This is a genomic window from Staphylococcus pseudoxylosus, assembly GCF_044794325.1.
GTDB lineage: Bacteria > Bacillota > Bacilli > Staphylococcales > Staphylococcaceae > Staphylococcus > Staphylococcus pseudoxylosus.
This window is the reverse complement of record NZ_CP085024.1, coordinates 545,778-565,286: the sequence shown is the minus strand read 5'-3', so window position 1 is coordinate 565,286 and position 19,509 is coordinate 545,778. Positions and strand designations below refer to the sequence as shown.

Genomic DNA, 19,509 nt, shown 5'->3' with positions numbered 1-19,509 from the left:
TTTCGTAGTACAAAACCCTGAGACATAATCTGTCTCAGGGTTTTGTTAATCTTCTCCATTTAATGCTTTATCTAGTGATTTTATATTTTGTTTCATTAAAGATTGATAAGTAATATTATTTTCTTTACTTTCTTCTTTAGAAAGTGTTGCCATGTTATGAAAACTTAATGGCGTTGAATTAGATTCTTTCTGTATTACATCAGTAACTTTCGATGAAATATTTTGCTCATAAAGTACATAAGGTTGTTTAGTTTGTTTGATATTGTTAACAATATTCATCAAGTCTCTTTGGCTAGGTTCTTCGTTATTCATACCACTGACACCTTCTTGTTTAAACCCATAACGATTGGCTAAATAACCAATAGAATCATGAGAAATCACTACAGTGTCACGCTTTGGATGCTCCGTAATTTCGTTTAATCTTTGGTTGATATTATCTAAATCGTTAACGACTTGTTTATAATTTTTCTCGTAATAAATTTTATGTTGAGGATCTTTTTTTACTAAATCATCCTTGATGGATTTCACCATTTTCTTATTAAGTACTGGGTCTAGCCAAACATGAGGGTCTTCACTGCCTTCTTCATGGTCATGTCCTTCCTCATCATGATCATGTCCTTCATGCTCGTGCTCATGTTCATGATTTGCAACTAAATCATCATGTGTAAAGTTAGCTGCTAATGCTAATTTCAAATCTTTATTATTAATAGAACCTGCAATTTTTTTAGCCACTGGATCCATTTCTTGGTTAGAATAAATAAACAAATCACCTTTTGCAATATTGACCATTTCCTTTTGTGTTGGTTCAAAGGTATGCATATCGGCCCCTGGTGGATAGATAGATTCTACATCTACATATTTACCGCCTATTTGTTCAGTAAAACTTTGAAACGCAAATACTGTAGTATAAATTTTAAGTTTATTTTTTGAACTGACGTCTTTGTTTTCGCCTTTATTGATATTGCCACACGCACTCAACATTACAACAACTACACATGCCATAATGAGTATTATACTTTTCCTCAAAAAACGCCCCTCCAAATCGAAATTATTCCGTTAAAACTATAAACTTATTTTCAAGATATTTCAATGGTTTTTACTTAATCTACTAATATTATTTCTTTATTCACTACCTGTTTTGTTTAACAATCATTCAAATGTGATATTTAATATATATGACTTATAAATAGGAGAGATAGTATGGCTGAAATTAAACAAGGTTCAAACAAGTTTTATATCGGTGACGACGAAAACAATCCACAAGCACAAATTACTTTCCAACCTCAAGGAGATAATCAAATCAATATTGACCACACTGGTGTTCCTAAAGAACTAGGTGGCCAAGGTATCGGTTCACAATTAGTAAAATCCGTAGTTGATTATGCTCGCGAAAACAACTTAAAAGTTGTTGCTACTTGCCCATTTGCTAAAGACGTGATTGAAAAAAATGATGAATACCAAGATGTATACGCTGGATAAAGCTAAAAATTCCAATCAAACTGCATTAATATTTGATTAGTTAGACATATATTTAGTTCATTTGTATACAAACGAAAGGTGAAACTAAGCAGAAATTAACGACTTAGTTTCACCTTTTTCATAATGTTAAATATAAATTAAATTAATGATAAACACACTACTCTCTTTAGAACAAAACCTTAACCATTTTGAAGTAAATACATATTATGATATATGCCTTTTTGTGTAATTAATTGTTCATGCGTACCACGTTCGACTATTTCTCCTCGATTCAAAACAAAAATCTGATCTGCATCTTGAATTGTAGATAATCGATGAGCTATCGCTAACGTTGTACGACCTTTACGCATTTCATTTAATGATTGTTGTATCTGTTCTTCAGTCTCAGAATCAATATTGGCGGTTGCTTCATCTAAAATCAAAATTTTAGGGTCCGTAGCAATTGTTCTAGCAAATGCAATTAACTGCCTTTGACCACTTGAAAACGCACTCCCCTTTTCAATTACTTTGTGCTGATATTGTTCAGGTAATTGCTCGATAAAACGATTAGCATGAACAAATTCTGCCGCTGCCTTCACTTGTTCATAGGTCATTGTAGGATGATATAATTTTATATTAGACGCTATAGTGCCATAAAAGATAAATGCATCCTGTAACACTAAACCTATCTTTTCTTTTAATTCTGATTTAGGTATTGTCTTGAGAGAATGTCCATCTATCTTAATATCCCCACGTTGATATTCATAAAACCTCATAAACAAATTGATGATTGAACTTTTACCAGATCCAGTGTGACCAACAAGTGCTATCATTTCTCCAGGATTTGCAGTAAAATTAATATCTTTTAGTACATCAGTCTTGCCATCATAACTAAAACTAATATTTTCAAACTCTACTTTCCCAGAATTTATGTGATTTGATGCAATTTCATTTTGCTGCGGCTCATAAGTATCGTCATCGATTAGCGCAAAAACTCTACTCGCCGATACAAGCGCTTGCTGTAAAATATTTAAGTTTTGACTAACTTGATTAATCGGTTCAAAAAAACGTTCCATGTATTGAATAAATGCAAAAACTACACCCGCTGTCACGCCAGTAGTAAAACTTATTATACCGAAATAAGCAAGAATCATTACAATAGCAAAGATTGAGATAGAACTAATAGCCGGCCTTAACAATAAGCTATCTAATTTCACAGTTTTCAACATATAATGGTAATGTTCATCATTAATCTGGTTGAACTCTTTGTTTAATCGTCTTTCTTGATTAAAGGCTTGTATCATTTTCATACCTTCAATTGACTCACCTAGTTTTGAATTCAAATCTGATAAACGCTGCCTTGATTTTGAAAATAAATACGCTGAATACTTACGATAAGTAGACAAAATAACAAAAATAATCGGTAAAAAGACAAGCGCTATCAAAGCTAATTTAACGTCTAATACAAACATCATGACATAACTAGATATCATCAAAAATAATGCCATAATAAAAGTTGAGAACACTCCCACGATCATGTCCACAATGGTTTCCGTATCATTTGTCAGTCGTGATACAATACTACCACTCGGTACTTCATCAAAATACTTCATACCTAATTTCCCTAGTTTATTAAAAGCATCAATCCTCAATTGTTGGATCACTTTAAATGCTAAATATTGAAAGAGATATTGGCTAAAATAAAGTGTTAACGCACCAATTATTTGCACACTTAAGAAAATCACAATGAGCCAAATCATAGCACTTCTCGGAAAGTCTTGTGGCGTTAAATAATCATCAATAAATATTTTCACCATATAGGGGGTCATCATGCTAGCAACAGTTGCTATAATCAATGTTAAGAATGCTAAAACAATAATCCACTTATAGGGCAATGTGTATTTAAATAACCTTATCAGCACACTTCCTTGGTCTTTAGCCGTTAAGTTAGCGTGTTCATAGTCAGTCATCTTCACCATCCCCTTTCGTAAGATTGTCTAAGTTGCGCGACAACTTGGCTTGTAACGCTTGTGCTTGATATGTTTCATAATACCATCCTCGTTGTTGCATTAATGATTCATGATGACCACGTTCAATTATTTCCCCTTCATCCATAACAATAATAAGGTCAGCATGTTTCACGGCACTCATACGATGCGCTGTTATAATATTAGTTTTATGCTTTCTCAAATGTTCTAAGTTTCCTAATATTACCTCTTCAGTCTGTGCATCTACCGCAGATAATGAATCATCTAAAATCAATACCTCAGGATTCAATAATAAAGCTCTCGCTATCGAAACCCGTTGCTTCTGCCCACCTGATAATGATACACCCCGTTCACCTACAACTGTTTGGTAGCCATTAGTAAAATTCATAATATCATCATGGATATGGCTTAATCGACTTACTTCATATATTTGCTCATCCTCTATAGCCTCATTACTAAACGCGATATTATTTCGAATCGTAGTAGAAAACAAGAAATGTTCTTGCGGCACATAGCCAAATTGACCTCTTAATAATTCAACTTTATAGTCACGCAACGGATAAGCGCCATACGTTATATCTTGAGCATGTTGCGTATCGAACTCTCTTAACAATAGCTTTATTAATGTACTCTTACCCGAACCTGTACGACCAACAATACCTACGGTGTCGCCTTGTTTAATTGTAAAATAAATATCATACAATCCTTGATTATCATTGCCCGGGAAATTAAAATATTCCATATTAAATTGAATATCACCTTGAGGACTGTCATCAATTTTATAATGCGTATCGATGCCATTAGGTAAGTTTCCGATTTCTTCTATACGTTCATAAGAGGCTTTGGCTCTTTGTACAATGTTAAAAAATAGCCCTAATGCCAATAACGGCCATACTAACATCCCTAGATACGTTGTAAACGTGATGAGTTGTCCTAAGGTTATCTCATTATGAAAGACCATTTGTGCCCCAAACGTGATAGACAAAAAGTAACTCATACCAATGACTAACGTAATTGTTGGATCAAATAATGCGTCTATTTTAGATACTTTAAGGTTTTTATCAACCACATCATCACTTAAATCTTTAAAGTCCGCTTGATCACTGGATTCGTAGCCAAATGTTTTAGTAACTTTAATCCCTGCAACACTTTCTTGCGTTTTGTCATTCAATTTACTAAATGCCGCTTGCGCTTTTTTAAAACCTTTACTTAAAAGTGCTCCATAAAAACTAGTTAATAACACCATAAATGGTAATGGTATCATGGCAATCAAAGTGAGTTTCCAACTTACTGTTGTAGCCATCGTTATAATTACAGTGCCCCCTGTTATCAATGAATCTGCAATCATTAGGATTCCAGCGCCTGCTGCATTTTGTACAGCACGGATATCATTTGTAGCATGGGCCATTAAATCTCCTGTACGCCTATTTTGGAAGAATATAGCACTCATATCCGTGTATTTTTTAAAAAGATATGTCCTTAATATTTGCCCCAGTTTTTGACTCGTTCCAAATATAGATAACCTCCATACATATCTAAGTACATAAGTTAATATGGCAACTATAATCAATATAGCTAAATAAACCATTAATAACTTAGATGTTAATTGATTTGTCGTCATTTGATCTATCGTACGCCCGATAATCTGTGGTGGTACAATTTCAATTAATGCAATTAACAATAATGTCCCTAAACCAATAATATAACTTAGTTTTTGCTGTTTAAAAAACCATCCCAATTTCCAAAATACTTTCATCCCGTCACCCCCAATGATGTTTTTATTCTATGTTCTCATATCTTACCACATGTAGATATATGTAAATAGAATAGATATTTTACACACTGATACAACTTGAATTTCAAAAAAAAAATAGAAACCTAAAATCTAAGCCTTCACATAGATTTCAGGTTTCCATCTTCTATTCATTAGATCAAGTTGAAGGTGTGTAAGTTTATATTAAATACGATTTCATTTAAGCTAATTTGACTTTCTTCTTTGTTGTTCTTGAAATTCATAAAAAACTTGAAACATCATAATAAGCATCGCCGGATTATATGTTTTAGTTTCAACATATAAATCATGTCTCAAAGCTAACTTGAACCGCTCTGATTTAGTTTGCATCAACTCGTTATTGCCATCAGATACTTTAACACTTCTTGAAATGAATCCTGAATGGAATTTTAATATATCCCCTTTATCACCCTCAAACTGCATAGAAGGCTTAAACCCCATCTTAGAGCGGAAGATTCCGATTTTCTGACCATTCTTTTCTACTTGCCAAACTGTTTTAAACGGTGTTTTAATCGCTCCACCAAGTGTTTTTTCTTGTAAAATCCGAAAAGTATCATGGCCATCTGTGATTTCAAAATTTTGTTTACTGTTACCAAATCATGCCATCGCTTCTTGCCCCATAGAGGTATAAAATAATTGTAATTCAAAAGCTACTTCCTCATTATCATCATATATAGCGATTGTAGACTTTGATGCATTAAAAAAGTTTTCTTTGAAATAATAATGTGTCATGTTTAACAGTCCTATCTATGTATTTTCTGTCATAACGTTATACCCCATTTCACACCATATATATTAATTAAAAAGTATTATCATTATAAGTTCATTCAATTGACTAGGTATACTTTTTATACTAAAGTGATGTTTGTAATCATTAAAAATACAGTAAGCAATAAGGAGTTTGACAATGTCTTTTCACGATAAACAATCCATACAAGTCACTCATATCACTTTAAATGTTGCTGATTTAGCAAAAATGACAACTTTCTATACACAAATTTTAGGAATATCTATAAAGTCAGAGTCTAATACAGGTGTTACTTTCAATATAGGAAATAATGGACATAGCTTAACTTTACAAGAAGTCAAAGATGGTAGACGTCCCTCTATGAGAGAATCTGGGTTATTCCATATTGCCTTATTATTGCCTAATAGACAAGATTTAGGTAATTTTTTATATCATGCTGCAAGTCTAGGCGTACAAATTGGTGGTGGAGACCATCTTGTTAGTGAAGCGTTGTATTTCGATGATCCTGAAGGTAATGGCATTGAGATTTATGCTGATCGACCTAAAGAGCATTGGCTATGGGATGATAATAAAGTCAAGATGGATACACTTGCAGTAGATGTCGATGACTTAGTAGCACAACGTAGTCAAACTGGTTGGCAAGGCATGCCCGACAATGCGAAAATTGGTCACTTACATTTGAAAGCGGCCAATTTAGAGGAATCACAAGATTTCTATTTAAATAAACTTGGACTTGAGCATATCGCTGATTTTCCACAAGCACTTTTCATGTCTACGAATCATTACCATCATCACATCGCGATTAACACATGGCAATCCAATATCGTACGCCAAGGCAATGATAGCAGTCTTGGTTTATCAAAAGTATCGATTTACAAACCAAATGCAGATAGAGAACAATTTGAAGGACCAGAGGGTTTTGAAATTATCATACACAGCAACGAAAACTTTGTAGCCGATAAAATTTAAAGTACTTTGCTAATAGATAATGACCATGACTCTATAATTTGAGATAAAGTTCCCCTCAAAACAAATAAGGAGTAGGACAGTAATTCAATTTCAAAATTACTATTCTACTCCTTATTTATTTAATTATTCTAACCATTCAACGACATCAGTTTGTGGTTGACGTACTTTAGCTTTAGGCTCAGTTTCTCTGTATCCAAAAGCTACCATAACAGAGGGTGCAAAGTTTTCAGAATCAACAATACCCTTCTCTGATAAGTACGCTGTGACAGCATCTAAATCAAATCCTTCAATAGGACATGAATCTATATTCAATAATGCCGCACTCGTCATCATATTACCAAGGGCAATATAAGTTTGCTTTCTCGCCCAATCTAGTAATGACTGTGACGTATCATTTATATGAAAACTAGTTTGGAAATTATCAAATTTTTGTTCTGTAGCAGGAATACTCTCTTCACTATATTGTTTAATATTTCGTATCATATGTTGCACATATGGTGATTGTGAAGTCACATTTTTACGTGCCAAAATCAAAACAAAATGACTTGCCGTATCTAATTGGCCTTGTGCTCCCCAACTAATTTCTTTAAGTTCATCTCTTATTTCGCGGTTTTGAACTACTACAAATTTCCACGGCTCCAATCCTAATGAACTTGGAGACAATCTACCCGTTTCTAATATCGTATTAAAATCACTATCTGAGATTTTTTTATTAGCATCAAAACGTTTTGTTGCATGTCTAAAATTAAAAGCATTTAGCAGCGTTTGTTGCATTTGATCCATAACTTTTGTACCCTACCTTTCAATTTAAGTACTTTTAAGTATAGTCAAATTCCATATCTTATTAAAACGATATGTTTATAAATTTCGTACCAAGTTATGAAAACTTTATTTAAGAATAATTAAGCGGCTGTAGTACTTGGTTCTCAATAGTTGTTAATACGCCTTGTTCATCATGAGACGGTGCCACATTATTAGCAATTTCAAATAATGTTTCATCTTCACTATTTGCCATGACGTAGCTATGTTTGGCTAATTGCAACATGTCTAAATCATTATTAGCATCACCAAAAGCCATCAAATCTTCTGCATCTATATGCCAGTGTTTTAAAAGTCTCTCTAAAGCACTACCTTTAGTCATTCCTGGGATAATTAAATCAATACTATCACGGCCGCTAGATACTAACTTTAAATTTTCACTGAATTTTGTACTTAAATCTTCATCTAATGTAGGATGAGATGCTCTGTTAATATTAAGCGCGATTTTTACATATTCATCTTCTGGTAAATCTTGAAAACTATCTATCTCTTCTAGTTCGCGATAATAGAAGTGAGCGTCTTTTTTAAATGTATCTGTATTATCTTTTAAAATATAAGCACTGTTTAGACCACAAACAATTAAATTATTAATTTCACGTTCAACATTTAAGTAGTTAATAATTTCTTGGTAAAAATCTCTATCAAATGCTTGATAGTCGTATAAAGTATCCCCTTCATAAATGACAGCACCATTTTCAGCTACAAAGAACATGTCACGTTCACCAAATATCGATTTTAATTTTGCATATTGATTGCCACTTGCTGCTATAAATTTAATATTTTGGGCTTTAAGTTGCTGAAATATCTTATCAAATCTATGTTCATCATATGTCTTGTTTGAATTTAAAAATGTACCATCCATATCAACTGCGATTGCTTTTATCATAATTGTCCCCTCAAATCTTCCAATTTATATGTACGCCTTTTCATTATATCGACAATGCTCATTGTTTCAAAGTAAACCTATGCACTTCATATCGATGACTAACATAATTTAGCGTTAATGAACCACCCCATATTGTGTTGTATTTCTACACTGCATTAAACTCAATTAAATAAATATCATTCAAACAAATTATCTTCTTATAATTCTTATTTACGCATTATGCTTTGAACAGTCATAAATTCAACTATTGTTAACCTAAAATTTGAGCATGTGACATCTCTTATGCCACATGCTCACTCATTTTATATTTGTTTAATAAATGATAAATATGACTCGGTATTTTCTGCTAATTGACTCGGTGTAATCGTAAATGCGCTATATAATTTATGTGCACCTACATAATTTGCTTTTACGAAACGCGTTGTCGCAATCATAGGACTAATTAATTCATCTATTGTAAACTGGACATTACCTTCAGGTGTATAAGCTTCTGGTACAGCCCCGATTGAAATTGCTAATCCAATTTTCTTTCCTTCCAAAGCATTTCCTTGCGAACCATACGCCCAGCCATAGGTAAATACTTCATCTAAATATTGTTTTAATAAGGGTGGACAGCTATACCAATATAATGGATATTGAAAAATAATATGATCGTGTGCTTCGAGCAATTTTTGTTCTTTTTCAATATCAATCTGACCGTGTGGGTATTCTGGATAAATCTCGTGAACAGTTACTAATTCCTCATATTGAGATAATTCATCTCTCCATGCTTTATTGACAGTTGAATTGTTAATGTCTGGGTGCGCAACTACAACTAATGTAGACATATGTTCATTCCTCATTTCATTACTAATTTAATAGCTTTATATTAAACTTCCCTTGTTCAAAAGGAAACTGATATGCCTATGAAAATAACTCGTCCACCGTGACATTAAACTGTTTAACTAATTTAAATGCTAACGTTAAAGAAGGATCATATTTATCGTTTTCAATCGCATTTATTGTCTGTCTTGAAACATTTAAATTTTTACTTAACGTTTCCTGAGATAAACCCTTTTGATTTCTATAAATTTTTATTTTATTCTTCATTTGATCAACCTTTATTATTATGTGTATTTCTTTTTGGTCATAAAATAATTAAACACTAATAAAAATAAACCTATTAATATAAATATAATTTCAGGATAAGTTGATGTTAAAGCACCCTCAACTTCAAACCAACCAAAAATCCTTAATAATAATAAAAATAATAGTGAATATATGAGCCAAATAAAACTCTTCGACAGAATTTCTATAAACATTTTACTTTGTCTTTCATCATAACGTGATTGTGATTTATTTTTGTCTAAAGTTTCAGCAGGCAAAAATTTATTTGTAAACCAAGTCCAAAAGCAAGAAAATACCAAAACGCCAATGAAAAATATAAAATTCATAATTCCATCTCCTAAACGTAAAAAGTTTTTGACATCATCCATATAAAATAGCCTCTAATAAATGTCAAACATCTTTTACACCTACTATGATCTTAATTATATATATATACTACCTTTCTATAACAAATTAAAAGCCGAGACAATAGGTCTCAGCAAGATTATTTTTTCTTATTTTTTTCATAATAGGGTACTAAAAATATTACAAAAATTACGCAAAGGATAGCTACAACTGAACCTAAAGGCATAAATGCCCCTCCTTATATTGGGATAGTTTATAACGAATTAATTACACTAAGTACGGTTACTATAATACTATCACCAATACAATTATACCTATAAAGCAAAATACTATATAGTAAAATAGGCAATTTTTAAAAATATATAAAGAGACTGAAATATTTATCCAGGCTCTTTATTTAATAAACCATTTATGACATTATACTACTTTTCTTTTTTATCATGAGTCTTCGCAATATAATTGGTACTTTCTTTAATATCAAAAATTGTTAAACCTTTAATGTCTTTTTGTTCACCGGGTATAATCATACTAATAATGTATGAACAAATAAATGCAACACCAAATGAAATAATAGATACAAAGAATGGTGAGTTGCCACCATCCATACCATTAAAGATATAAGCAAAAATAATTCCCAATATTAATCCTGCTATAACACCCAATGTATTTGTTCTTCTTGTAAAGATACCTACAGCAAACACGCCTGCTAATGGCACGCCTACAAGCCCTGTAATTAATAAGAATAAATCCCATAGATCATTTGAATCAGAAGCTATTAAATAAATAGACATGCCAAATCCAAATAATCCTGAAATAATAACGATCCATCTCGCGGTTCTTACTTCAGCCTTTTCTTCACCTTTTCCAAAGAACCTATGTTTGATGTCTACCGATAAACAAGCTGATATTGAGTTTAAACTTGATGAAATTGTAGACTGCGCTGCAGCAAATATCGCTGCAATTAATAGACCTGCAATAAATGGTGGCATTTCAGTAAGAATAAAATACGGGACGATTGAAGATGTATTAAATCCTTCAGGTAATGCACTTTCATGATTATAGAAAGAATATAACATTGTTCCCATACCATAAAACAAAGGTGCTGATATTAATGCTAATGCACCATTCATCCAAAGTGATTTTTTCGTTTCTTTCATAGATTCAGATGCTTGGTACCGCTGTACAACATCCTGACTCGCAGTGTACTGATGTAAATTATTGAAAATATTTCCTAGAAAAATAATTGGAATAGCTGCCGCTGCAGTGTTAAGTTTCCAATTATCTACGCTAATAACCTTTTTATGTTCAAGCGCATCAGATACTACTGTTCCCATACCGCCTTGAATATGCATAACGCCTAAGATAATTATAGCTGCTGCGCCACCTAATAGAATAACCCCTTGGATAAAATCACTCCATACAACGCCTTCAAAACCACCCAAGAATGTATATAGTATACATAAAATACCTACTAAACTTGCAACAACATATGGATTCATATCCGATACTGCTGTAATTGCAAGTGTCGGTAAATAAATAACGATAGCTACTCTCCCTAGATGAAAGAATACAAAAAGTAATGACCCAATAACACGGACGCTAGGTCCAAATCTCGCTTCTAAATATTCATATGCCGATGTCACTTTTAACTTTTTGAAGAATGGTACATAGAAATAAATGAGTAATGGAATAATAGCGACAATTGCTATATTACCTGCTATATATGACCAGTCCGTCAAAAACGCCTTTTCAGGTGTCGACATAAAAGTAATTGCACTTAATGTTGTAGCATAAATAGAAAAGCCTACTGCCCAAGACGGTAATCTACCACTTGCAGTAAAAAAACTATCTGTATTTTGACTCGCGCGTTTCGTAAAATAAGCCCCTATTAATAACATAACGACAAGGTAAGCAATAACTGCTACCCAGTTCCAAGCACCAAACCCTACTTGCTGCATTTACTTCAACCCCTAACGTGATGTCTTATAAGTTATAGTCTTTGATTAACTTTGTTAATTTACTTCTATTCGTCTCATTAAACGGCTTAAATGGTCGTTTCGGTAAACCACTATCTATACCACGTGTGGCTAAAATTTCTTTTAACGTAGAATATATCCCCATAGATAGTACCGTTTCTATAATGTCATTAGTATCATGTTGAATTTGGTAAGCCTCATCTAGCTGGCCACTTTGTACTTTTTCAAATATTTGTCTTGCACGTTTACCATTTACGTTATACGTAGAACCTATAGCTCCATCTACACCTGAAATCGCAGCCTGTACAAGCATTTCATCAAATCCAGAAAGTATTAATTTATCTGGAAAAGCTTTACGTATACGTTCTAATAAGAAGAAGTTTGGAGCAGTATATTTAACACCTATTACTTTTTCATGATTAAATAGTTCAGCAAATTGCTCAATAGAAATATTGACACCTGTAAGGTCGGGAATCGCATAAATAATCAAGTTATTTTGTGTCGCTTCAATTAGTTCAAAATAATAGTCTTTGATTTCTTCGAAGGTAAATGGATAATAAAATGGTGTCACTGCAGAAATAGCATCATAACCTAATTCTGTAGCGTATTTTCCTAATTCTATAGCTTCATTTAAATCTAAAGATCCTACCTGCGCAATCAATGTTACGTCGTCATTAACCGCTTCTTTTGCAACTTTGAATACTTGCTTCTTTTGCTCTTTGCTTAGTAAAAAGTTTTCCCCTGAACTACCATTCACATATAAACCGTCTAAGCCCTCAGTTTCAATCGCATTCTTAGCAATTTGCTTTAGACCCTCTTCTTTCACTTCACCATGTTCATCAAATGGAACTAATAATGCTGAATATAACCCTTTAAAATTCTCTTCCATATATTTCCCTCCATCTTTTGTTTATATATTTTTATTAACCCTAAAACCCCTATTACTTTAAGTTAAGGATATAAAGCTTTTCTATTTACAGTTCAAATTGTAAACGCTACCATTAACAGTATCAATAGCATTTTGAAAATATTCATCACTTATACTAAATATTGATGAAAATATTTTTCATAGTTATTATAGCTACACTTTTAAATAAAAAAATGATACATATTAATGTAAGTACTATGAATGGAGGTATGAATTATGACTAATTATAAAGTAGCAATTGATATCGGAGGTACTGATATTAAAGCGGCTGTACTAGATGAAAATTTAAAGTTTATAAATTATCAAAGAATACCTACACCAAATAACATCAATGAATTTATTGCTGATGCAATCTTTGAACTTGTGTCTCATTTTAAAGAAACTTATATGATACACCCTTTGCAAGTGGGAATTTCTAGTGCGGGTGTCATCAATGAAGAGAATGGAACTGTAGTATATGCTGGTCCTACGATTCCAAACTTTATTGGTACAAACTTTCATAAATTACTTTCACCATTAAACGCAGAAGTAAAAGTGTTTAATGATGTGAATGCGGCACTACTAGGAGAGCTTACTTTACATGATTATGAAGCAGATAATATTTTTTGCCTTACATTGGGAACAGGTATAGGGGGGGCTTTTTACAATAAAGTGGGTCGCTTATATAATGGTGAGCGCAATAGAGCCAACGAAATCGGTTATTTATTATATAAACCTCAAGATAGATTAACGTTTGAGCAACGCGCTTCAACTCATGCATTGAAGTTTCTAATGAAAACACATGCATTACCTTATTCAGATGATGTACCTAAACTTTTTAAATTAGCTGAGCAACAAGATGCATTAGCAATCTCCATCCTCGACCGGTGGAGTACACATGTCGCAGAAGGCATTGCACAAATTCAAATTATTTACGATCCAGGGTTAATTTTGATTGGTGGTGGTATATCTTCCCAAGGTACACAATTACTAAATTATATCACCCCTAAAATCGAAGAATTTTTACCACCAAATTATGGTCACGCACCTGTACTAACCACTCAAACTCAAAATCACGCCTCGTTATATGGCGCAATATCTAGATTTTTATAATAATTGTTCTAAGCTTGATTGTGGAAGCGAAACAAGTCTAAATATCATTTCGAATTAAAGTTATCGTTTCGCCTCCATAATTTTAATGAAAACGCATTGATACAAACGTATTTTCAAGCTACAAATAGTCCATTCATTACTTTACGGTACACTTATTAAATTTATATTGTTGAAAGCTATTCATTTAATATGATTTTTTTTGTATGCTGATAGACGTTTTGCATATAATCATCATCCAATAGCAAATAACTTACAATATCAATTAGGAAAAGCGTTGCTATTTGTGTATTAATAAATCTTGTATCATTAATTCTAGACTGGTCTGTCGTTATTAATACTAAATCTGCACATTGTGTTAACGCGCTGCCCTCGTAATTTGTAATTGCGACCACATATGCACCGCGTTCGTGCGCAACTTTTGCTGCTGCAATAAGCTCAGTAGTTTCTCCACTATTTGAAATAGCTACAAATGTATCAGAAGCCGTTAATAATGATGCAAAAATTTTCATTTGATGTGCATCTGTTGATACATTCCCTTTTAATCCCATACGCATCATACGATAATAAAATTCAGTCGCAGACAAACCTGAACTTCCTAGTCCAGCATAAATAATTTGTCGACTCCGCATAATTTGATTTACCAGCCTTTGAATTTTTTCATCAGAAATAAACTCGCCTGTCTGTTGAATAATATCTTGATGATATTTATGAATACGTTGTATAAGTGGACTATTTTCTATAACGTTGTCTGTCATTTCTTGTTGCAAATTAAACTTCAAGTCTTGGAAGTTATCATAATCTAATTTATTACTAAAGCGCGTAATAGTGGCTGGTGATGTACCTATAGCATGCGCCAATGAATTGATCGTAGAAAAAGCATCATCAAATTGATTACTTTGAATGTATTCAACGATTTGCTTGTCTGTTTTCGTAAATAAGTGGCGATAGCGTTGCACACGATTTTCAAATTTCATTAGGATTCTCCCCTTCAAATATGAATATAATCTCAGTATAAATGAAAATATTTTTCATAACAATTAAATGTATTGATTATTATTTTCTCAATGTTATATTAAAATTACAAATCTAAAGGAGTTTAATGATTTATTAAATTTATCAAAGTTATGGAGTGTATATTATGTTACCACAAGGATTAATTGTGTCATGCCAAGCATTACCTGATGAACCACTACACTCGTCATTTATCATGTCAAAAATGGCGTTAGCAGCTTATGAAGGCGGCGCTGTTGGTATCAGAGCAAATTCTAAAGAAGATATTATTGCGATTAAGCAAGAGGTTGATTTACCAGTAATTGGTATCGTCAAACGGGATTATGATCATTCTGATGTATTCATTACTGCAACTAGCAAAGAAATTGATGAATTAATTGAAAGTAAATGTGAAGTCATTGCTTTAGATGCTACAAAACAAACACGTCCCAAAGAATCATTACCAGCACTTGTAGCCTATGTTAGAGAAAATGCTCCTCATATTGAACTTATGGCAGACATTTCAACACTAGATGAAGCAATTAATGCTGATAAACTTGGTTTTGATTATATTGGTACTACATTACGTGGTTATACATCATATACTAAAGGTCATATTTTATATGAAAATAACTTCCAATTTTTAAAAGATGTATTAGCACACGTTGATGCTAAAGTCATAGCTGAAGGCAATGTTGTCACTCCTGAAATGTTTAAAACTGTGACAGATTTAGGTGTACATTGTACTGTCGTTGGTGGTGCCATTACACGCCCTAAAGATATTACCAAACGCTTTATTGATGTTTTAAACACATAAAATTAAAGTGGCTGAGACATTATTGATGAATGCCTCAGCCACTTTAATTTTATAGAAAGTTATTAATTATAAAACGATTGTTTCAATCCCATTATTATATTGCTTTAGCAATAAATATTTTCCGATCTTCCCATTGATTCGTTTGTTCGTTATAGTTGTCACACGTGATTAATGTAAGTTGTTGTTTTGCAGATTGTTGTTCTTCAAGTACTTCTATGTCTTCTGGTTTCACGTCAAAAATTTTAACAATTTCATACTCTTTTTTCTTATTTCCTATTTTAAAATACACTTTACTGCCTACTTTTGCATCTGGTAACTTTGAAAATTGATAATCTGAACCTCCTGTATAGGTATGTCCAGCAATCGCGATGTTTTGATCTTCTAACGATTCATCTTCCTCAGCGAAACTGACGCCTCTATTAAGTTGTTCCGGTGTGGCAGGGCCTGGATAGACTGGCGTTTTAATATCTGCATCTGGTACTGATAAATAACCAGCCATTTTTGTTTTATCTTTAGGAATTTCAACTGCTTGATTTTTATTGTCTAAAGTATCTTTATCATAAGTTTCTATCTTTGTTTCATTATCTTTTTTTGTTAAATAATCATCGATATGTGGTTTAGCGAAAAGGTAAACTGCCACCAAAATAAGTAATACTCCCACCACAGTAATCAAACGATTAGTCCATTTCTTCATCTCTTTTGTTTCTCCTTTTAAGCAATTTCAAATTTAAAAAGTTATATCAAGTATAGCACAATTCATTAATTGTATTGATTAATATAAAATCATTAGAAACACGCCTTTGTATTTCTGCGTTAATTTTCATGACAAAAAATTGCACCTTTTAGAAAATAAGTGTTTAATAAACCTAAGACATAATATAAAAGATTGTGGGGAATTTTTATGATAAGACAAGCAGTTAAATCAGATTTACCAAATATTCTAGACATCTATAATGATGCCATTTTAAATACCACAGCCGTTTATACCTATAACCCACAAACCCTGAAATCAAGAGAGGCTTGGTTTGAAAATAAATCAAAGAATAACGAGCCTATTTTTGTTTATGTAGAACATGACGAAGCTATTGCCTTCGCAACTTATGGTTCATTTAGGGATTGGCCAGCTTACCAATATTCTATTGAACATTCCATTTACGTAAGTAAGCATCACAGAGGGAAAGGTATTGCTTCGAAATTATTACTGGAAATCATCCATCATGCACAAAGAAATGACTATAAAACATTAGTTGCTGGTATAGATGCTACAAATGACTACAGTATTTATTTACACAAAAAATTCAATTTCACTCATTCTGGTACAATTCAACAAGTAGGTTATAAATTCGATAAATGGCTAGATCTTGCATTTTATCAATTAGATTTAAATAATTTTGATAAATAATATATAACTAAAACGTACTTTTCAAAAATCAATACGCCTATAGACGATAACTAAAATTAGCAATGGGATGGAAAGCTAATTTCTTTAATAATAATTGCGCTCTCTTAGGCGCAAATTGCTAATTTGTTTTGTTATTTAGACTTAGTGGTAGTAATTATAATGTATTGATTAATTTTGAAGGAAGTGTTTATATGGCAGTGTTTTCAAAAGATGAGCGTGTGAAAATATTATCAGATATTATTGAAATTCAGTCTGTAAATGAAAAAGAAGTCGATGTTGCTCATTATTTGCAACAGCTTTTTAAAAAGTATGATATTCATACAGACATTCTAACGTTGGATGGCGAATCTTCTCGCGCTAACCTCATCGTAGAAATAGGAAATGGTAGCCCTGTAGTCGGCGTTTCAGGACATATGGACGTCGTAACAACAGGCGATATCGATAAATGGCATTATGATCCTTTCAAATTAACTGAAGATGATCAAGGGAGATTGCACGGTCGTGGTTCAGCAGACATGAAATCTGGACTTGTAGCGTTAGCAATTAGTTTAATCGAAATTAAAGAAGCAGGTCTATTGAAGCAGGGATCGATTCGCTTTATGGCTACAGCTGGCGAAGAAGTTACAAGTAATGGTGCCGCCTTGCTACATGAAAAAGGCTATATGGATGATATAGATGCATTGTTAATTGCAGAGCCATCACAAGATGGCATTGTCTATACACACAAAGGTACAATGGACATTCAAGTTACTTCTAAAGGGAAATCAGCACATAGTTCCATGCCAGAGTTAGGTTTTAATGCTATTAATCCTTTAGTTGATTTCATTCATTATTTAAATTCAGAATATAACAAAGTGGACGTAAGTAGTGAGTTATTAGGTACACCTACTATGAATTCAACTATTATAAACGGAGGAGACCAAGTTAATTCTATTCCTGAATACGCTGAATCACTATTTAATATGCGTACAATTCCACAATTTGATAATAAAAAATTCGAAGAACTATTCAATCGTATCAAAGAAAAAGTCGAAAAAGAAAGTAATGGAGATATCACCGTAAATCCTTATGTTAATCGTGACCCTGTTTACACTACAGGTGATAATTCATTTTTAAAATTAGCTAAGTCTTTAGGTGACGAATATTTCAACAGAAATTTAGAAGTTACTTCTTCTACTGCAACTACAGATGCTTCTTATTTAATGAAAGACAAAGGTGAAGACTTCTCATTTGTCATGTATGGTCCAGGTGAAACAGGACAGGCACACCAAGTGGACGAGTACGTCTATAAAGATGTATACCTTACGTTCATTGATTTGTATATTCATCTATTAACAGATTATCTGAATCAAACTAAATAATATTTGAGTCCATATTTATTAAACATAAAGCTACTTAGCCTTATTGGGGGCGGGAAAACGAATCACTATTTTGATTACGTCTTCCCGCCCCTATTTTTATAAAAGTCAGTTGTATTTTAAGTACTTATATAACAATTTGCGTCTTACCTTTTATTCATTTCTAGCCATTTAACCATTTCATTTAAATTATTAACTGTCATAGTTGGTGACTGCCCATTATAGTCAAAATGTGATTTACTACGATTTACCCATACTGTATCAAAACCAAAATTAGCTGCTCCTGAAACATCCCACGCATTTGAAGAAACAAATAAAATATCTTCACGTGTCATTTGATAATATTTCAATATTAAGGAATAGCTAGCAGGACTAGGTTTGTATTGCTTTATTTCATTAACACTCATCACAGTATCTATATACTTGTTAATTTCAGAGTTATCGACTAAAGGCATTAACATATTGTCATTAGCGTTTGATAATACACCAACTTCTAAGTTTTTCGAATTCAACTCCGAAAGCACTTTTGGAATTTCTTTAAAATAGTCTAAATCTAAAAATGCCTCAAAGAGTTGGTTTACATCTTCTCTATTGTATTGAATTTCATGAACATCTAATACATAGCGTAGTGATTCTTTAGTCAATTCATCAAAAGGAATATATCTTTGCATTACTTGTCTTAAAAACATATGCTCTAACTGTGTTTTACGCCAAAGTTGCGAAATGGATTTTGCTTCTACTTCATTGAATTGACCCATATCGTTTTTTAGCGATTCCATATCAAATATTGTACCGTAAACATCAAAAATAATAGCTTTATACATATATAACCTC

General features: G+C 32.5%; 21 protein-coding genes. 6 read left to right on the top strand and 15 right to left on the bottom strand.

From position 1 onward, the window contains the following. Positions 1-45: 45 nt before the first annotated feature. On the bottom strand, positions 46-1,026 hold the full coding sequence (locus LG295_RS02495) for a metal ABC transporter solute-binding protein, Zn/Mn family (protein WP_107530161.1): 981 nt from the start codon (positions 1,024-1,026) through the stop codon (positions 46-48). A gap of 174 nt (positions 1,027-1,200) precedes the next feature. Here LG295_RS02495 and LG295_RS02490 point away from each other — a divergent pair, with 174 nt between their 5' ends. Then, positions 1,201-1,479, top strand: coding sequence for a GNAT family N-acetyltransferase (locus LG295_RS02490; RefSeq protein WP_042362039.1), 279 nt, complete (start codon positions 1,201-1,203; stop codon positions 1,477-1,479). 179 nt (positions 1,480-1,658) lie between these two features. Here LG295_RS02490 and LG295_RS02485 read toward each other — a convergent pair whose 3' ends face one another. The 4 genes from LG295_RS02485 to LG295_RS02470 form a co-directional block, all read right to left on the bottom strand. Next, the gene (locus tag LG295_RS02485) at positions 1,659-3,428 is read right to left on the bottom strand and encodes an ABC transporter ATP-binding protein (protein ID WP_404476310.1); all 1,770 of its coding nucleotides are present in this window, start codon (positions 3,426-3,428) and stop codon (positions 1,659-1,661) included. Then, a complete protein-coding gene (locus LG295_RS02480) occupies positions 3,421-5,202 on the bottom strand; it encodes an ABC transporter ATP-binding protein (protein WP_122063202.1) in 1,782 nt (593 codons plus the stop codon). The genes LG295_RS02485 and LG295_RS02480 overlap by 8 nt, the downstream gene beginning before the upstream one ends. Before the next feature lie 222 nt (positions 5,203-5,424). Then, the gene (locus LG295_RS02475) at positions 5,425-5,661 is read right to left on the bottom strand and encodes a hypothetical protein (protein ID WP_318755558.1); all 237 of its coding nucleotides are present in this window, start codon (positions 5,659-5,661) and stop codon (positions 5,425-5,427) included. Between the two features lie 174 nt (positions 5,662-5,835). Continuing rightward, a complete protein-coding gene (locus tag LG295_RS02470; RefSeq protein WP_318755559.1) occupies positions 5,836-5,970 on the bottom strand; it encodes a hypothetical protein in 135 nt (44 codons plus the stop codon). A gap of 175 nt (positions 5,971-6,145) precedes the next feature. Here LG295_RS02470 and LG295_RS02465 point away from each other — a divergent pair, with 175 nt between their 5' ends. Then, positions 6,146-6,955 carry a VOC family protein gene (locus tag LG295_RS02465; protein ID WP_124227283.1) on the top strand — a complete coding sequence of 270 codons (810 nt, stop codon included), beginning with the start codon at positions 6,146-6,148 and terminating at the stop codon, positions 6,953-6,955. A gap of 123 nt (positions 6,956-7,078) precedes the next feature. Here the strand turns inward: LG295_RS02465 and LG295_RS02460 are convergent, their stop codons facing one another. The 7 genes from LG295_RS02460 to LG295_RS02430 form a co-directional block, all read right to left on the bottom strand. Further along, on the bottom strand, positions 7,079-7,738 hold the full coding sequence (locus tag LG295_RS02460) for an NAD(P)H-dependent oxidoreductase (protein WP_404476305.1): 660 nt from the start codon (positions 7,736-7,738) through the stop codon (positions 7,079-7,081). 109 nt (positions 7,739-7,847) lie between these two features. Beyond that, positions 7,848-8,660, bottom strand: coding sequence for a Cof-type HAD-IIB family hydrolase (locus LG295_RS02455; protein WP_122063209.1), 813 nt, complete (start codon positions 8,658-8,660; stop codon positions 7,848-7,850). A gap of 302 nt (positions 8,661-8,962) precedes the next feature. Beyond that, positions 8,963-9,487 carry an NAD(P)H-dependent oxidoreductase gene (locus tag LG295_RS02450; protein WP_404476302.1) on the bottom strand — a complete coding sequence of 175 codons (525 nt, stop codon included), beginning with the start codon at positions 9,485-9,487 and terminating at the stop codon, positions 8,963-8,965. 76 nt (positions 9,488-9,563) lie between these two features. After that, positions 9,564-9,749, bottom strand: coding sequence for a helix-turn-helix transcriptional regulator (locus tag LG295_RS02445; protein WP_122063213.1), 186 nt, complete (start codon positions 9,747-9,749; stop codon positions 9,564-9,566). A 17-nt stretch (positions 9,750-9,766) separates the two neighbouring features. Beyond that, complete coding sequence (locus tag LG295_RS02440) at positions 9,767-10,093, bottom strand: hypothetical protein (protein ID WP_122063294.1); 327 nt, start codon at positions 10,091-10,093, stop codon at positions 9,767-9,769. Positions 10,094-10,534: 441 nt separating this feature from the next. Beyond that, positions 10,535-12,070: a sodium:solute symporter gene (locus tag LG295_RS02435; protein WP_107531037.1), complete on the bottom strand. Its 1,536-nt coding sequence runs from the start codon at positions 12,068-12,070 to the stop codon at positions 10,535-10,537. A gap of 25 nt (positions 12,071-12,095) precedes the next feature. Continuing rightward, a complete protein-coding gene (locus LG295_RS02430) occupies positions 12,096-12,977 on the bottom strand; it encodes an N-acetylneuraminate lyase (protein WP_107531036.1) in 882 nt (293 codons plus the stop codon). A gap of 255 nt (positions 12,978-13,232) precedes the next feature. Between LG295_RS02430 and LG295_RS02425 the strand changes: the two genes are divergently transcribed. Then, positions 13,233-14,108 carry an ROK family protein gene (locus tag LG295_RS02425; protein ID WP_107531035.1) on the top strand — a complete coding sequence of 292 codons (876 nt, stop codon included), beginning with the start codon at positions 13,233-13,235 and terminating at the stop codon, positions 14,106-14,108. A gap of 176 nt (positions 14,109-14,284) precedes the next feature. Here the strand turns inward: LG295_RS02425 and LG295_RS02420 are convergent, their stop codons facing one another. Continuing rightward, positions 14,285-15,082 (bottom strand): MurR/RpiR family transcriptional regulator, encoded by a 798-nt coding sequence (locus LG295_RS02420; protein WP_107531034.1) that lies wholly within the window; start codon positions 15,080-15,082, stop codon positions 14,285-14,287. Between the two features lie 164 nt (positions 15,083-15,246). On the opposite strand from LG295_RS02420, the gene LG295_RS02415 reads away from it, so the two are divergent. Beyond that, entirely contained in the window at positions 15,247-15,915 is a 669-nt protein-coding gene (locus LG295_RS02415; RefSeq protein ID WP_107531033.1) for an N-acetylmannosamine-6-phosphate 2-epimerase, read from the top strand. Positions 15,916-16,009: 94 nt separating this feature from the next. On the opposite strand, the gene srtA is transcribed toward LG295_RS02415, so the two are convergent. Continuing rightward, positions 16,010-16,609 carry a class A sortase SrtA gene (gene srtA, locus LG295_RS02410; RefSeq protein WP_107531032.1) on the bottom strand — a complete coding sequence of 200 codons (600 nt, stop codon included), beginning with the start codon at positions 16,607-16,609 and terminating at the stop codon, positions 16,010-16,012. 207 nt (positions 16,610-16,816) lie between these two features. Between srtA and LG295_RS02405 the strand changes: the two genes are divergently transcribed. Together LG295_RS02405 and LG295_RS02400 are read left to right on the top strand one after the other, a co-directional pair. Beyond that, positions 16,817-17,317 carry a GNAT family N-acetyltransferase gene (locus LG295_RS02405; protein ID WP_107531031.1) on the top strand — a complete coding sequence of 167 codons (501 nt, stop codon included), beginning with the start codon at positions 16,817-16,819 and terminating at the stop codon, positions 17,315-17,317. 191 nt (positions 17,318-17,508) lie between these two features. After that, positions 17,509-18,678: an ArgE/DapE family deacylase gene (locus tag LG295_RS02400; protein ID WP_404476296.1), complete on the top strand. Its 1,170-nt coding sequence runs from the start codon at positions 17,509-17,511 to the stop codon at positions 18,676-18,678. Positions 18,679-18,821: 143 nt separating this feature from the next. Here LG295_RS02400 and LG295_RS02395 read toward each other — a convergent pair whose 3' ends face one another. Further along, positions 18,822-19,499: a haloacid dehalogenase type II gene (locus tag LG295_RS02395; protein WP_107531029.1), complete on the bottom strand. Its 678-nt coding sequence runs from the start codon at positions 19,497-19,499 to the stop codon at positions 18,822-18,824. Between the last annotated feature and the right edge of the window lie 10 nt (positions 19,500-19,509).